Raw genomic sequence first — 14,942 nt, 5'->3', positions numbered from 1 at the left:
ATTACGTTGATCTCCCTTGTGACGCCCGTGCGGGGGCGGCGGTAAAACGTTCAGTGCGCAGCATAGCCGTCCGTACCTACTACTCCATCGGGGCGAGAGACTCAGGGGTCACGTTGTGGGTCTGGCCGTCCAGGATTCTGTGGACCGTACGGGGCACGGTCTCGGCGACCGCTCTTCCCGCCTCGGCCATCCACCGAGGGCTGTCCCCGCCCGTCAGTACGAGCACGGGTTGCGCGATCGAGGCCAGAACCTCGGTAGGCAGGGCGTTCCCCGGCCCCAGGACGGCGGCCTCGTACGCCAAGGTGTGGGCGATCTCCTCCAGCTGCGGCCAGGAGGGCTGGACACGCATCGCGGCCACCGCCTCGACAGGGACCTCGGCGGCCACGACCATGAACAGTTCGATCGCCTCCGCGCGCCGACCCCGCTTGACCAGGTCTTCCAGCTGAGACGCGAAGTCGTACGGCAGACCGGGTGCGCTGTCGTCGACGTGGTACGGGGGCTCCCACACGGCGAGTTTCGCGATGGCCGGCTTCGGAGCGGCGGTCAGCGCCAGGGCGGCGCCCGAGGAGCCGCCGAACACCATGGCCGATCCGCCCGCCGTCTCGATGAGGGCGGCCAGGTCCTCGATCTCACGCTCGACGGCATAGGGCTGGGTGTCACCGCTTTCGCCACGTCCGCGACGGTCGTAGTTGAACACGGTGAACCACGACCCCAGCGCCTCGGCCACACCGCGCAGGGTGGGGTGAGTCCGGTCGGTGAACGCGCCGTGGACCAGGATGACGGCCGGTCCGGTCCCGGACCGGCCGAAGGCGATCGGCGTGCCGTCGGCCGAGGTGACCCTGCCGGTCACGGGATGGCTCATGGCGGGGCCCCGTCAGCCCTCAGGGGTCGCCAGGCACAGAGCCGCCCAATGGTGACCGTCGAGGTCGGCGAAACCCCGCTGGTAGCGGCCCGCGACGTTGATCGGCTCACCGACGGCGGTCGCACCCGCCGCCAGCGCCTTGTCGACGAGTTCGTCGACCTGTACGGGGTTGTCGAGGCCCAGAACCATGATCACCTGCGTGCTCTTGGTCGGGTCGGCGACCTCCGTCCTGGCGTAGGAGGCGAACGTCGGCTCCGTCAGGAGCATGACCTGGGTCTGCTCACTGATCACCACGGACGCCATGTCATCGGTCGCCCCGAAGAAGGGGAAGCCGAGCTCGCCGAAGAACGTCTTCGACCGGTCCAGGTCCTTGACCGGCAGGTTGACGAACAGCGTGGTGGACATCGCTGGGTCCTTTCCTCAGCACCGCGTCTTGCGAACAGCTTCAGTCTGCTGATCACGAGCCCGCGCCGCTTGCACCCTGGCGCCGTCCGATTGACTTTCCGTGCCAGGGCTTTGTGTGAGGCGCGTGCGGCGATACTCGGCGGGCGGCAGCCCGTACGTGTGCCGAAACAAACGGCTGAAGTGGGCCGAGTCAGGCAGCCCCGATCTGGCCGCGATCACGCTCACCGACGTGTCCCGGAGGGCGAGGTCGGCCAGGTCCTTGCGGCACCGCTCAAGCCGCCGATGTCTGATCCAGGCGGCCACTGTGGTGTCCTGCGTCTCGAACAGCCGGTGCAGGTGGCGTACGGACACATGGTGCGCGGCCGCGATGGTGGCGGGGTCGAGGTCGGGTTCGCCCAGGTGCTGTTCGACGAAGGAGTGGACGCGCAGCAGCAGCGTTCGTGATCGCGACTCCACCGGCAGCGTGGCGCTCTGGTCGGCGCGTTCGGCGATGGCGGTGGTGACCAGGTCCATCACCACGGTGGACAGCCGCGCCGCGCTGGCCGGCTGATAGGTCTCCAGATCCAGCGCCACCCTGCGCAACAGGGGCGCGGCGAGGGCACCCGTTCCGCCGTCCGCGGTGATCGGAACGGCCGTGAGCTTCGCGATGGAATCGAAGGGCAGAGCCAGCATCTCCCGGGAAAAACTGAACACCGCCAGATGCACCGCCGAGTCATAGGCCAGCTCGTATGGCCGCGCGAAGTCGTAGATCGCGAACTCGCCGCGCCGGAGCTGCGCTTCGCGGCCGTCCTGCACCAGAAGCGGTCGGCCCGACATGGCCAGCACCACCCGATGGAGCTCGGGGCTGTCGCGGCGGATCAGGCCAGGCGTCCGGTGAACGCTGTGCGGCGTCGAGGTCTGGACGATGCCGACACCCACCGAACCGAGTTGCCCCGCGTCGATGGCGCCCCGCAGCGGCACGTCCGGATCCATCCGCATGTCGAGGGGACCGAGCGTGTCACAGACGATGCTCCGCCACTCCTCGTATCTGCGCGCGGCGGGCACGTCACGGGTACGAATCAGGACAGCCATCCCACCGCCCTCTCCGTCGGCCAAACCCCGCCAATGGTAATGATGCCCTCGCTCAGATCCCAGCCCAGCGTCTTGAGGGCCGTCTTTCTCCGGAGCGGCGATGCTTGGGCGATTCGGAAAAGGAAAGCGGTTACCGCCACTTCGCTGCAGGTTTGCGAGGAAAAGAGGTGTATCAGAAGCCTCCGCGCGTGCTCTGGGAAGTCGAGGGGCAACGGAGGGAGAGGGGATGTTCGTCGGGAGAGCAACGGAGCTCGCCCTGGTGCGCGAGGAATTGCGCGCCGCGGGCAAGGGCGCCGTGCGGCGAATGGTCATAGAGGGGCCCGAGGGTATCGGGAAGACGGCGCTTGTCCGCCAGGTACTCGGCGGAGAGGTGAACGTGCGGGTGCTGGCGGCGAGCGGGGACGAGGCCGAGCGGCACCTGCGGTACGGGATCGTCCGCCAGCTCGCCGACCAGCCGTGGTCCGTCCTGGACGGCGCCGGGCCGGCGAGCACTGGAATGGGCGGGACCGGACCGAGAGGGGCCGGGCTACGGGAGATCGGGCTACGGGGGACCGGGCTGCGGAGCGCCAGGGTGCGGCGGACTGGCCTGGCGGGTGCGGCGACCGGTAGCGCGGCGGGGCGGGACCTGTGGTCCGTGGGGGAGGCGCTGTGTGAGCTGGTCGGGCCTCTGCAGGCCGAGGGGCCCGTCGTCGTGCTCGTGGACGACGCCCAGTGGGCCGACAGGGCGTCGCTGCGGGCGCTCGGCTACCTGCTGCGCCGCCTGCGTACCGGCCGCGTCCTCGTGGTCGTCAGCTGCCGCGGTACCGCCGCCGCGTGGCTGCCGGAGGGGCTGCGGCGGCTGCTGACCGGCGAGGGCGGGCTCCGTCTCGTCCTCGGCGGCCTGCCCGCCGCCGACCTGGCGGGGCTGGCGCCGGATCCGCTGGCCGAGCGCACCGCCCGGCGGCTGTGTGAGCACACCTCGGGCAATCCGCTGTACGCCCGCGAGCTGCTCGCCACCGTCGCGCCGACGACGCTGGCCGACCCGGGCGCCCGGCTGCCCGCTCCCGACTCCTACGCCCGGCCGTTCACCCGCCGCCTGCGCGCGTGCGGTGCGGAGACGCGCGCGCTCGTGGCCGCCCGCGCCGTGCTCGGCGAGCCCCATCCCCTGCATGTGGTCGCCTCCGTGGCCCGGATCGTCGGCGACCCGCTGGCCGCGCTCGAAGAGGCGGTCGACGCCGGGCTGCTCGACGAGCGTCCAGGACGCTTCGTCGCCTTCCCCGACCCGCTGGCCGGGGCCACCGTCTACGGCTCGCTCGGCGCGGGCACCCGTGCGCGGCTGCACCTGGCCGCCGCCCGGCTCGTCGAGCACACCGGTACGGCCCTGCGCCACCGCGCCGCCGCTGCTGGTGGGCCCGATGAGCAACTGGCCGAGGAGCTGGCCAGGTACGCCGCCAAGGAGGCCCAGCACGGCCTCTGGCTCGACGCCGCCACCCATCTGGAGCTGGCCGCCGGGCTCTGCGAGTCCGCGGCCCGGCGCGACGAGCTGCGCACCGCGGCGCTGAAGCACCTGCTGCTGGGCGGCGACGCCGTCCGCGCGGCCGAGCTGGCCGCCGTACCCAACGCCGATCCGCGGCCCGTGCGCCGCTACATCCTGGGACGGCTCGCGCTGGCCGCCGGCCGGCTCGACGAGGCCGCCGACCTGCTCGCCGCCGCGTGGCGGGACCGCTCACCCCGCCTCGCCGCCGACACGGCCGAGCAGTTGGCCTGGCTGCACCTGGTCAACGGGGATCGAGCCGCCGCGGCGACCTGGGCCCGCCTGGCGGCCGAACAGCCGATCCAGAGCACGACCGCCCGGCCGCACGACGTGCTGGCCCTGAGCGCGACCGCCCGGCCGCACGACGTGCTGGCCCGGAGTACGACCGGCCAGCCGCACGATGTGCCGGTGCCGAGCTCAAGCGCCCTCGGCGGTGAGCCTACGGCGGAGGGCATCCCGGCGGCCGTCGGGTTGCTGCGGGAGGGTGAGGCGGGCGCGGCGGCCGGTGCGCTGGTCAGGGCCGTCGCGGCGCTGGATGAGGCGGGGCTGCCGTACCACCGCCTGGTCGGCGGCGCGCTGCTGGCCGTGGCCGAGCACTGCGAGGGGCGCTGGGAGGACGCGCTGACCAGGGCGGAACGGGCGCTGGCCGAGGCGGAGGGGCTCGGTCAGCGCTGGCTGCTGCCCACCCTGCACGTCGTCTGCGTCGCCCCACTGGCGGCGCTCGGGGAGCACGAACGGGCCCTCGCCCACGCCACCGCCGCCAGGGCCATCGCGCGCTGCCAGCGCAACGTGATGGGCGAGACCCAGGCGGACCTGGCGCTGGGCCTGCTCGGCGCCGGTGCCGGGGCCGCGCCGGCGGGTGCCGACGACCCGTTCGTCCCCGACCACCGGCCGCAGCTCATCGAGACCCTGGTCGCGGAGGGACGCCTGGACGAGGCCGAGGCCGAGCTCGCCACCCTGCCCGGCGGCGGCGCGCGGGCGCGGGCGAGGCGGGCTCGGCTCTCCGGGTTGCTCTTGGCGGCCAGGAACGTTCCAGCGAGGGCCGAGGAGAGCTTCACCGCCGCCCTGGGCTTGCTGGAGGGCACCGGCTGCCCGCTGGAGGAGGCCCGCGTCCTGCTGGACCTGGGGCGGTTATTGCGGCGTACCGGAAGGCGCAGGGCGGCCGCCGCCCGGCTGCGGGCCGCCGAGGCCACCTTCACCCGGCTGGGGGCCCGCCCGCTCGTGGCCGGCTGCGCGCAGGAGCTGGAGGCGTGCGGCCTGGAACAGCCGGGCACCGTACGGCTGGGACTGACGCCTCAGGAGTACAGCACGGCCAGGCTCGTCTCCGACGGCCTGACCAACCGGCAGATCGCCCGGGAGCTGCTGATCAGCGTCAAGACCGTCGAGTATCACCTGGGCAAGATCTACACCAAGCTCGGCATCGGCTCCCGGGTCGCGCTCGCCGCCAAGCTGGCCACGCTGGAGGAGAGCGCCTGACGCCACCGCTCAGGAGGCCACGACGCCGCGCCGGAGGAGGGGACCGGCGCGGCGTCGTACATCCGGTTATATGTGCGTCCATGAGGTGACGATCGACGCGCCTCCGTCGGGCGTGACGCGGAGGCGGAGCGGGCCGCGGGCCAGGCCCTCGGCGGTGAAGCGGCCCAGTTCGTCGGAGCGTACGAGCAGGACCAAGTCGGGCCGCTGGACGCCGATCTCCGCGGGCCCCTCCGGTGACACCCGTCCCACCAGCCGGGCCGCGGAGACCTCCAGCTCCACCGCCACCCCGCCCGCCTCGAACGTGAGCAGCCGCGGCTGCCCCGCGCCCCTGACGACCCTGGCCGAGGGCTCCTCGTCCCAGGAGTCGAAGGTGAGCGAGGCCAGCTCGGCGTCGAGCGTCCGCAGCGTGAACGCCTGCATGGCGTCCTCGAGCAGCGCGGGAGGGACGGGGTCGAGCAGCTCGGCGATCTCCCGCAGCTCGCCTTCCAGCTCGGCTTCCAGGTCGAAGCTCTCATCGTTCATTCGGCTCACCTGCGTATTCCGGTCACTCCACGCTCCGCCACCAGCGTGCGGAGTCGCTGGAGGCAGCGGGCCCTGATCGGGCCGATGCTGCCCACCGCGATGCCCAATCCTGACGCGATCTCCTGATAGGTGGGGCGCGGAGAGGCGATCAGCAGCCGCAGGAGGCGGCGGCAGCGATCCGGCATCTCCTCGAAGGCGGCCCACACCACCAGCGCGCGCTCGGCCTCGGCGACGGCCTCCTCCGCCTCCAGCATCAGGTGCTCAGGGGAGCGCTCGTCGATGTCCATCCCCAGCAGTTCCATGTCGCTGATGGGCGTGGCCCGCCCGCTCGCGCGGATCACCCGCAGCGCCTCGTGCCGGGCCGTACTGGCCAGCCAGGCGCCCACCTTGTCCGGGTCCCTGAGCCGGGTCAGGTTCTCCGCCAGCCGGAACCACGTCGTCTGGCAGACGTCCTGCGCGTCGGACGCGTTGACGAGATAGGCGCGCGCCACCGCCCACACCAGGCCGCTGTGGCGCTGGTAGAGCTCCTTCCAGGCACCGGAGTCCCCTTCCGCGGCTGCTCTGACGAGGGCTGCGGTCTCGTCCACGGCGGTCCTTCCCTGTCCTGGAACATCCTGGAGCATGATATTTCGTGAGACGCTCCAGAACAGGGAGTGGTTGAGTCATTGCAGAAAACCACTGAGATCGGGTATCGCCAGCTGTCCGGCGATGAGCTGCCCGGCCGCCTGCCGCGACGTCACCCCGGCCTCCGACATGCGCGCCGCGATGAGCCCGGCGATGAACGGCGTGGCGAACGACGTGCCGCTCCACTGCGCGATCCCGCTGAACTTGACCACATCCCCCTCCGACAGCGGCGCGACGCAGGTGCAGCCCGGATACAGCGGGACGACGGGGTGGAAGCGGCAGGTGGTGTTGTGCGGGTAGTCGTACTCGTAGTCGCCCGAGGTGTAGGCGTTGATCAGGCGCTCACCCGGCGCGTACACCGTCACCCAGTCGCCGTGATTGCTGAAGCACGCCCGGCCGAGCCCGTCCTCGCGCAGCGCGCCCACCGACAGGATCACGTCGCCGGTGGTGTTCACCGCCTCCGCGGCGAACGCGGCCGGCCAGAAGGGCACGCTCTCGCCGTCGTTGCCGGCCGCGGCCACCAGCAGCGTCTCGGGGTGTAGGGCCAGCTCGTCGATGAAGTCGGCCAGGCCGAGCAGCGCCTGGGCGTCGTTCGTCCTGGTGCCCGCCGACAGTGACAGGACGTCGGGCCAGCCGTGGGTGTCGAGCGTCTGCAGCAGGAGCAGGCCCAGCTGGTCCTCCTCGACCGCGCCGCCGTACGGGAAGCCGTTGTAGACGCGTACGTCCGTACTGGGTGCCACGCAGCGCAGCACGCCCGCGATGAACGTGCCATGGCCGACGTACGGCTTGATGAAGCCGTCGGCGTCCACCTCCTCGGCCTGGGTGGTGACGTCGCCGTCGACCATCGGGATGTTCGGCTGGCCGGAGCTCTGCGCCAGCCACTGGTGGTCGAGGTAGTCGTGCACCAACCCGGTGTCGATCACCGTGACGTGCGCGTTCTCACCCCTGTCGCGGCCCGCGATCGGCGGCTTGAGCGGCTCGCCGCTGGGCACCGGCTCGTCGCCCGGGCACAGGTTGACGCCCGAGACCGTGACGAAGTGGACCAGCGTGCCGGGGATCTTGGCCTGTCTGAGCACGGCGAGGGCGCGGAAGACGTCCCGCGATCCGATGGACAGCCGGCGTACCGTGACCCGCCGCGCGTCCTGGTCCGGCGGCCAGACCACGCGGACCGGCTCCCCCGACGGGAGACTCGCCTGAATGCCCTGGATGGCACGTTCCACGTCAGGCGCGCGTACCAGGAGATGCTCGGCGAGATAGGCGAACTCCGGCAGGACGTCGGAATCCGGGGTCGCGCCCTGCGGCCCGGCCACCGCCACCTTGCCCGCCGGCAGTGCCTCGTTGAGGATCTCGAGCTGTTCCCAGAAACGCATGTCGCGTCCGTTGCGTGGTGTGCTCATCTTTCGGGACCTCCTCGATGGGTGACTACGGGCCTGCCATGTATGAGCGGCGCACCCCCTTCCTGATACACGTGCCGCGTGGACGCCCGGATGACCCGCATCTACCATCGACTCCGTGTCTGGGGAAACGGCGAGGGATTCCCGGATTCCGGCTGATCCGCACGATGTGCTGGCCATGGTGTTCGCGCGCCCGCGACAGGCCATGACGGCCGCCACCGCCATGCTCGCCGACGGCCGCGGGCCGTACGAGAGCTCGATCGCGCGTCAGGCGATCGGCATCCTGCGCCGCGAGTTCGGCGACCTCGACGCGGCGATCCGCGAACTGCGGCAGGCGGTACGGCTGGCGCGGCGCTCCGGCTCGGCCGACCGCGAGGCCGACGTGCTGGCCACGCTCGGCATCGCGCTCCTGCAGCACGGCCGCACCAGGCCCGGCCTGTCCGCGCTCGACACGGCCGCCGCCCTCTCCCTCGGCACCACCCGGGCGCGGGTACTGTTCCGGCGGGCCGGCGCCCGCTGGATCCTCGGCCGGCACGGCGAGGCGCTCGACGACCTCGAGCTCGCCGCCCCGGCGCTGCTCGGCGCGGGCGACACCGTCTGGGCGGCCCGCGCGCTGACCCTGCGCGGGCACGTCCGGCTCGCGCGCGGCTCGGTCGCCCTGGCCGAGGAGGACTTCCGGGTCGCCCAGCGGATGTTCGCCACCACCAGCCAGGAACACGACTCGGTCGTCGCCGTCCAGAACCGCGGCGTCGTCGCCTTCCGCGCGGGTGACCTGCCACTCGCGCTGGACCTCCTGGACGAGGCCGACCGGGGCTTCCAGGCGCTCGGCACGCCCATGTTCGACCTGGCCGCCGACCGGTGCGCGGTGCTGCTGGCGGCCGGTCTGGCGCGCGACGCCCTGACGCAGGCCGACGGGGCACTGCGGCACCTGGCCCGGCTGCGCGGGCAGGCGACCATGCGGGCCGAGTTACTGCTCCTCGCCGCCAAGGCCGCGCTACTGTCCGGGGATCCGGGTACGGCCCGCGCGCGGGCGGGGGAGGCGCGGTCCCTGTTCGCCGGGCAGCGGCGCGCCTGGTGGGCAGCGCACGCCCAGCTCATCCTGGTCCAGGCGAGCCTCGCAGAGGACACAGCCTTGGCCGGGGGCGTGGTGTCTTCCGGGCCTGTGTCCGGGAGTGCGGTGTCTTCTGGTTCTGTGGTTGAGCGGGAGGCCGGGCCTGCGGTGTCATCCGGTCCGGCGGTCGGGCGGGAGGCCGGGGCTGCGGTGCCCGCCAGGCCGCTGGCGGAGGCCAGACGGGTGGCGGAGGCCAGGCGGTTTGCGGAGGCGAGGCGGTTGGCCGTCAGGCTGGCGGAGCTTGCGTCGCCTGAGGTGTGGCAGGCGCATCTGCTCGCGGGCCGTGCGGCGCTGGCGCTCGGCAGGGGGCGTGCGGCCGATCACCACCTGACGCAGGCGGCGCGGGCCCGCCACCGGGGCTCCGCGACGGCCAGGGCGGGCGGCTGGCTGGCCGAGGCGCTGCGTGCGGAGGCGGCTGACCGGCCCCGGCGGCTGCTGCACGCCTGCCGGGCCGGGCTGGCGCTGATCGAGGAACACCGCCTCGCGTTCGGTTCGCCGGAACTGCGGGCCCTGGCGACCGCCCACGGCGCCGAACTGGTCACGCTCGCCCAGCGGCACTGGCTGCGCGCGGGGCGGCCCCGGCGGTTGCTCGACTGGACCGAACGATGGCGGGCGACCTCGCTGGCCGTGCCCCCCGTACGGCCGCCCGACGACCACTGGCTGCTCGCCCAGCTCGCCGCGCTGCGGGAGACCGACCACCTGCTCGGCCGGGCGCGGTCCGAGGGCGCCTCGTCGGCGGCCACGCTGGAACGCGACCGGGACCGGCTGGAGGCGCGGGTACGTGCCGCGACCCTGCGTGTGCGCGGCGCCGAGGGCCGCGATGACGGTCGTGTCGAGGGCCGTGCTGACAGTTGTGCTGATGGCCGCGCTGACGGTCGTGTCGAGGGCCGTGCTGACAGTTGTGCTGGCGGCCACGATGACGGTCGTGCTGACGGCTGCGGTGACGGCCGCGCCGACCGTCATACCGACGGTCGCGGCGATGAGTCGGGCTCCGGCGGCGGGCGGCTTCTGACGGCGGTCGGCGGAGGAGAGCTCCTGGCGGCGGTCGGCGGCGGCCGGTTGGTTGAGCTGGTGATCGTCGACGGTGTGTTGCACGCGCTGCTGTGTGGCAACGGGCAGGTACGCCGGTTCACGGTGGGATCGGCCGCGACCGCCGTCACAGAGATCGAGTTCGCCCGCTCGAGGCTGCGACGGCTCGCCTACCAGAGCCGCGCCGACCCGGACGAACTCGCCCGCCTCGGCGCCCGGCTGGAACGCGCCCTCCTCGGCCCGGTAGCTGCCCGCCTGAGCGACGGACGCTCCGGCGGCGAACGATCAGCCCCTAGGCGGTCGGATGGCCGGTTGTCAGTCCTCGGGCGGTCGGATGGCGAACGGTCAGTCCTCGGGCCGCCGGATGGCCAGTCGTCAGGCTATGGTCGGTCGTCAGGCCCTGGGCGGTCCGGTGGTGGATCGGCCCCTGCCGGGTCGCGGGTCTGTGAGCCGCTGGTCGTGGTGCCTCCGGCGACCTTGCACGGGGCGCCATGGGGATTGCTGCCCGCGCTGCGGCGCCGGGCCTTCAGCGTGGCGCCGTCGGCGGCGGCCTGGTTGCGCGCCAGGGCAGCCGTCCCGCCCGCTGACGGGGGCGTGGTGCTCGTACGCGGCCCCGGCGTGGCGCACGCCGACGGCGAGGTGCGCTCCATCGCCGAGCTGTACGCCGAAGCCGCCAGGCCCGCCGCTGGGTCCGCTACCGCGTCGGCCACCGCGCCGACTACCGTGCCGGCCGCTGGGTCCGTCACCGCATCGACCGCTGGGTCGGCCGTTGGGTCCGCCGCTGCGCCGACCGTCAGGTCCGTCACTGTGCTGGCCGATGGGGCGGCGACGGCTCAGGGCGTGCTGAGGGCCATCGACGGGTGTCATCTCGCGCATCTGGCGGCGCATGGGACGTTTCGGGCTGACAGCCCTTCCTTCTCCTCACTGCTGCTGGACGACGGTCCCCTCACCGTGTACGACCTCGAACGGCTGCGCCGAGCCCCCTACCGGCTCGTGCTGTCGAGCTGCGACTCCGGGCAGGTGGCCGCGGTGGGGGCCGACGAGGTGCTCGGGCCGGCCACCGCGCTTCTCCACCTCGGTACGGCCGGCATCGTCGCGAGTGTCGTCCCGGTGAACGACGCGGCCGCCGTGCCCGTCATGGTGGCTCTGCACGACGGGTTGCGGCGCGGGCTCAGCCTCGCGGAGGCGCTCTGCGAGGCTCGCGGCGACGACGTCTCGTTCATCGCGATCGGGGCGGGTTGAGGGGCGGTTGTGGGGCCGGTCGAGAGGCGGACTGAGGAGCGGCTGAGGGGCGGGGGTGAGAGGCGGGGTGAGGGGCGGGCTGACAAGTGGCGGAAAGGATGGCTGACAGAGCGGCCCGGACGGTGGATGCTGAACACGGTGGATGACATGGGGGTGACAGTGCGGGGTGACTGTGGGGGGTGATGCGGCAGTGTCCTTGCCTTGATCAAATGTGGGTGATCATGTGAAAATTCGCCAGTAGCGGCAGAATGCCGGTTTGGGGGGTCGTCGCCCATGATCCGCATGCCGATCGAGCGGCTCTAGGATGCCGGACGACGAGTTGAAAGAAGCGTACGAGCTGGGCTTGGCGTGCGCGCTCGCCGCGGAGTGCGGCCGGGATCTACGTCGTTGCGCTCAGATGTACGGCGGCCTGTTCCCGCCGGCTGCCTTCGACTCCGACTTCTACACCGCGCTGGCACTGACCGGTGCCTTCAGCGCCCCCTGGGCCACGTCCGAAGCGCTCAAGATCGTCAACCGGACGTCGCTCTGGGTGTCGGCCGTCGACCGCCTGGTGGACCACACGACCACGACGCGTTCTCAGGTGGAGGCCCTGACGCGCGACTGTCTGGCCGTGGCCGACGGCGCGGCGCCGCGGGCCGCGGTCACCCGCTTCCTGGCCGACCTGCGCGATGAGCTGGCGACGGTCAAGGACTTCGAGGCTCTGCACCCGCTCTGGCGGGACCAGCTGGCCGGCATGTTCGACGCGATGGCCAGGGCGTGGGTGTGGCGCGATACGCAGGCCGTCCCCACTTTCGCCCGTTACCTGGACAACGCCGACAGCCGGGGGTCCTGCTTCGTGGACCTGTCGCACTGGATCTACGCGGGCGACGATTGGGCCAGGCGCCATCTGGAGGAGCTGCGGGCCGTCAGCGCGCACGTCCAGCGCTATCTGCACCTGCTGGGCGACCTCGCCTCCTACCGCAGGGACGTCAGCTGGGGCGACCTGAACGTCCTGATGCTCGGCGTCAGCCATGCCGAGGTCGCGGACGCGATGGAGGAGCTGGCGCGCGAGGCGCTGGAGCTGCTCAAGCCGGTACGCGAACGCAGTCCGCGCACGGCCGCCTACCTGCGGCGACAGATCGGGTTCAACGCTGGTTTGCACGGTATTTCCGGCTAGGCCCTCTGAAGCCGTTACGGTCTCGCAACCTCCCATGACAAGGGCCTTTACCCTTGGGTGAACGGGGCGCGAATAACTGGTCTAGATACGACAAACCGTGACATATTGATTCCCGAGGATGATTGTGGCTTGAGTGGAATATGTGGCGTTGCTAGGGTGTCTCGATGCCAGGCACGTGGTTCGACCTTTTCTCTGCGCCTTGACAGGTTCTACTGACCACGGCTCCTCAGGGCGGATTTGTGCATGCGCGGCACGGCCGCGGAGGGATGTACAGGCGGTGCTGGATGGACTTCGGTCGCTCTGATCGATGGCGGTTGCCGACCGCGATCAAGATTCTGATCGCGGGTGGGTTCGGCGTGGGCAAGACCACCATGGTGGGCGCGGTCTCCGAGACCCGTCCTCTGCGGACGGAAGAAGCGCTCACGCATATCGGCGTGGACATCGACGACCTGTCGGGCGTCGAGGCCAAGCCGACTACCACCGTGGCGATGGACTTCGGCCGGATCACGATCCGCGACGACTACATGCTGTACCTGTTCGGCACGCCCGGCCAGGAACGCTTCTGGTTCGTCTGGGACGAGCTGGCGATGGGCGCGCTCGGGGCGGTGGTTCTGGCCGACACGCGGCGGCTGGCCGACTCCTTCCCGGCCATCGACTACTTCGAGCGGCGCGGTCAGCCGTTCGTGGTGGCGCTCAACTGCTTCGACGGCGCGCGCCCCTTCACGGTCGGCGAGGTACGGATGGCGCTCGGCCTCGAGCCGGAGATCCCGATCGTGCGCTGCGACGCCCGCAGGAAGGACTCCGGCCGGGAAGTGCTCATCACGCTGGTCGAGCACGCCATGCGCCAGGGAGCCACCCCGGTCGGGACCATGTCGTGACCATCACCGGCTACCTTTGACCGATGGAGGAGATCGACCGCCAGATCGTCACGCTGCTCGCCAGGGACGGCCGGATGAGCTTCACCGATCTGGCCAGGGAGACCGGGCTCTCGGTCTCGGCGGTGCACCAGCGGGTGCGGCGGCTGGAGAAGCGCGGAGTCGTACGCGGTTACGCCGCGATCATCGACTATGACGCGATCGGGCTGCCGATGACCGCGTTCGTGTCCATCAAGCCGATCGACCCCGCGGCCCCCGACGACGCGCCTGAGCGGCTGGCCCACCTGGCCGAGATCGAGGCGTGCCACAGCGTGGCGGGCGACGAGAGCTACATCCTCAAGGTGCGCGTCGCCACGCCGCTGGCGCTGGAAGAACTGCTGCAGCACATCCGCGCGTCCGCGAACGTCTCCACGCGCACCACCGTCGTGCTGAGCACCCCCTACGAGCACCGGCCGCCCGACGTGGCAGGCGACGGCGCCGACGGACCGACACCCGCTCCCTCTGCCTGACGACGGGCCGGCGCCCACTCCGGCTCCCCACTGCCTGACGATGGGCCGCCAGCTCCGCCCTATTCGGCGACGGGCCCCCGCCGTAGCGTGGTGACCACTGTTCGGCATTGCCGAACTGCGCTACCGTGTGGGGCGTGGGAGAGACCATCCAGTCCGTCGAACGGGCCGCCGGCATTCTGAGGCTGCTCGCCTCCGGCCCGCGCGAGCTGGGCGTGGCCGAGCTGGCCCGCGCGATGGGCCTGCCCAAGGGCACCCTGCACGGCATCCTGCGCACACTCGTCCATGTCGGCTTCGTCGAGCAGGACGCCGCCACCGGCCGCTACCGGCTCGGCGGCACGCTGCTGCACCTGGGCAGCAGCTACCTCGACGTCAACGTGCTGCGGACCCGCTCGCTCAACTGGACCGACGCCCTGGCCGGGCGCAGCAGGGAGAGCGTGTGGATCGGCACCGCGCACGAGGGCGGCGTCCTGGTGGTCCACCATGTGTTCAGGCCCGACGACAGCATGCAGGTCCTGCAGGTCGGCACGCTGCTGCCCGCGCACGCGACCGCGCTGGGCAAGGTCCTCCTGGCGTACGACCCGTACGGCGACGCGGGCGCGGCATTCCACGCGCCGTCCGCCACGCAATCGGCGGCATCGCCCGGCACGCCGTCCGCCACAGCGCCTGGAGCAGCGCTCAGCGCGACGCCCGGTACGGCGGCGTCCGCCACAGCGCCTGAAGCAGCGCCCGGTGCGACGCCCGGCATGCCGTCCGCCACAGCGCCCGGCGCGACGGCAGGCGGTGAGCCCGCCGTCGAGGGGTTGGCCGCCTTCACCCCCAGGACCCTCACCCGCGCCGACGACCTCGCCAAGGAGCTGGAGCTGGTCCGCGGCCGTGGGTGGGCCTGCGACGTGGAGGAGCTGGTCGAGGGCGAGGTCTCCATAGCCGCTCCCATCCGGGACGCGCGCGGCGTCACCGTCGGCGCCATCGGCGTCAGAGGCGCGGTCGAGCGGCTGGCCGAGGGCGGCGAGCCGAGCATCACGATCGTCTCCTACGTCCGCGACGCCGCCCGCGCCATCACTCGCGACCTGAGCCGGTGACGTGTTGACACGCCCGGCCCGGCCGCAGCTAGGATTTGGCAACCGTTCGGCAATGCCGAACACATCGAAGTGAG

The 14,942-nt window shown here is 72.0% G+C and carries 12 protein-coding genes; 6 read left to right on the top strand and 6 right to left on the bottom strand.

Annotated elements, in window-relative coordinates; translation table 11 throughout:
* Nucleotides 1-79 precede the first annotated feature (79 nt).
* The 3 genes from AB0B61_RS39055 to AB0B61_RS39045 are packed head-to-tail and all read right to left on the bottom strand — an operon-like array spanning nt 80 to nt 2,338.
* Nucleotides 80-862, bottom strand: a complete 783-nt coding sequence (locus AB0B61_RS39055) for an alpha/beta hydrolase (RefSeq protein ID WP_358443244.1) — start codon at nt 860-862, stop codon at nt 80-82.
* Between the two features lie 12 nt (nt 863-874).
* Nucleotides 875-1,267 carry a VOC family protein gene (locus tag AB0B61_RS39050; protein WP_358443242.1) on the bottom strand — a complete coding sequence of 131 codons (393 nt, stop codon included), beginning with the start codon at nt 1,265-1,267 and terminating at the stop codon, nt 875-877.
* A gap of 15 nt (nt 1,268-1,282) precedes the next feature.
* Nucleotides 1,283-2,338, bottom strand: coding sequence for a helix-turn-helix domain-containing protein (locus tag AB0B61_RS39045; RefSeq protein ID WP_358443239.1), 1,056 nt, complete (start codon nt 2,336-2,338; stop codon nt 1,283-1,285).
* A gap of 226 nt (nt 2,339-2,564) precedes the next feature.
* Between AB0B61_RS39045 and AB0B61_RS39040 the strand changes: the two genes are divergently transcribed.
* On the top strand, nt 2,565-5,327 hold the full coding sequence (locus AB0B61_RS39040; RefSeq protein ID WP_358443237.1) for an AAA family ATPase: 2,763 nt from the start codon (nt 2,565-2,567) through the stop codon (nt 5,325-5,327).
* Between the two features lie 66 nt (nt 5,328-5,393).
* Here AB0B61_RS39040 and AB0B61_RS39035 read toward each other — a convergent pair whose 3' ends face one another.
* From AB0B61_RS39035 to AB0B61_RS39025, 3 genes are all read right to left on the bottom strand, one after another.
* Nucleotides 5,394-5,849, bottom strand: a complete 456-nt coding sequence (locus tag AB0B61_RS39035) for a hypothetical protein (protein ID WP_358443235.1) — start codon at nt 5,847-5,849, stop codon at nt 5,394-5,396.
* 5 nt (nt 5,850-5,854) lie between these two features.
* A complete protein-coding gene (locus AB0B61_RS39030) occupies nt 5,855-6,436 on the bottom strand; it encodes a sigma-70 family RNA polymerase sigma factor (RefSeq protein ID WP_358443232.1) in 582 nt (193 codons plus the stop codon).
* A 75-nt stretch (nt 6,437-6,511) separates the two neighbouring features.
* A complete protein-coding gene (locus AB0B61_RS39025) occupies nt 6,512-7,870 on the bottom strand; it encodes a S8/S53 family peptidase (RefSeq protein ID WP_358443229.1) in 1,359 nt (452 codons plus the stop codon).
* Between the two features lie 115 nt (nt 7,871-7,985).
* Here AB0B61_RS39025 and AB0B61_RS39020 point away from each other — a divergent pair, with 115 nt between their 5' ends.
* From AB0B61_RS39020 to AB0B61_RS39000, 5 genes are all read left to right on the top strand, one after another.
* The gene (locus AB0B61_RS39020; protein ID WP_358443226.1) at nt 7,986-11,249 is read left to right on the top strand and encodes a CHAT domain-containing tetratricopeptide repeat protein; all 3,264 of its coding nucleotides are present in this window, start codon (nt 7,986-7,988) and stop codon (nt 11,247-11,249) included.
* A gap of 319 nt (nt 11,250-11,568) precedes the next feature.
* Nucleotides 11,569-12,405 carry a terpene synthase family protein gene (locus AB0B61_RS39015; RefSeq protein ID WP_358443224.1) on the top strand — a complete coding sequence of 279 codons (837 nt, stop codon included), beginning with the start codon at nt 11,569-11,571 and terminating at the stop codon, nt 12,403-12,405.
* Between the two features lie 284 nt (nt 12,406-12,689).
* Nucleotides 12,690-13,283, top strand: a complete 594-nt coding sequence (locus tag AB0B61_RS39010) for an ATP/GTP-binding protein (RefSeq protein WP_225291242.1) — start codon at nt 12,690-12,692, stop codon at nt 13,281-13,283.
* Nucleotides 13,284-13,306: 23 nt separating this feature from the next.
* On the top strand, nt 13,307-13,789 hold the full coding sequence (locus AB0B61_RS39005) for an Lrp/AsnC family transcriptional regulator (RefSeq protein ID WP_358443222.1): 483 nt from the start codon (nt 13,307-13,309) through the stop codon (nt 13,787-13,789).
* Between the two features lie 134 nt (nt 13,790-13,923).
* On the top strand, nt 13,924-14,868 hold the full coding sequence (locus AB0B61_RS39000; RefSeq protein WP_358443219.1) for an IclR family transcriptional regulator: 945 nt from the start codon (nt 13,924-13,926) through the stop codon (nt 14,866-14,868).
* Nucleotides 14,869-14,942 lie beyond the last annotated feature (74 nt).

Origin of the sequence: Nonomuraea sp. NPDC049158 (genome assembly GCF_040648335.1) — a bacterium.
GTDB lineage: Bacteria > Actinomycetota > Actinomycetes > Streptosporangiales > Streptosporangiaceae > Nonomuraea.
The sequence above is the reverse complement of the archived record's forward strand: the minus strand, read 5'-3'. Positions and strand labels throughout refer to the sequence as shown.

Coding starts and splice junctions, on each gene's coding strand:
- AB0B61_RS39055 (WP_358443244.1), bottom strand. CDS start 862: ATGAGCCATCCCGTGACCGGCAGGGTCACCTCGGCCGACGGCACGCCG.
- AB0B61_RS39050 (WP_358443242.1), bottom strand. CDS start 1,267: ATGTCCACCACGCTGTTCGTCAACCTGCCGGTCAAGGACCTGGACCGG.
- AB0B61_RS39005 (WP_358443222.1), top strand. CDS start 13,307: ATGGAGGAGATCGACCGCCAGATCGTCACGCTGCTCGCCAGGGACGGC.
- AB0B61_RS39010 (WP_225291242.1), top strand. CDS start 12,690: ATGGACTTCGGTCGCTCTGATCGATGGCGGTTGCCGACCGCGATCAAG.
- AB0B61_RS39025 (WP_358443229.1), bottom strand. CDS start 7,870: ATGAGCACACCACGCAACGGACGCGACATGCGTTTCTGGGAACAGCTC.
- AB0B61_RS39040 (WP_358443237.1), top strand. CDS start 2,565: ATGTTCGTCGGGAGAGCAACGGAGCTCGCCCTGGTGCGCGAGGAATTG.
- AB0B61_RS39045 (WP_358443239.1), bottom strand. CDS start 2,338: ATGGCTGTCCTGATTCGTACCCGTGACGTGCCCGCCGCGCGCAGATAC.
- AB0B61_RS39035 (WP_358443235.1), bottom strand. CDS start 5,849: ATGAACGATGAGAGCTTCGACCTGGAAGCCGAGCTGGAAGGCGAGCTG.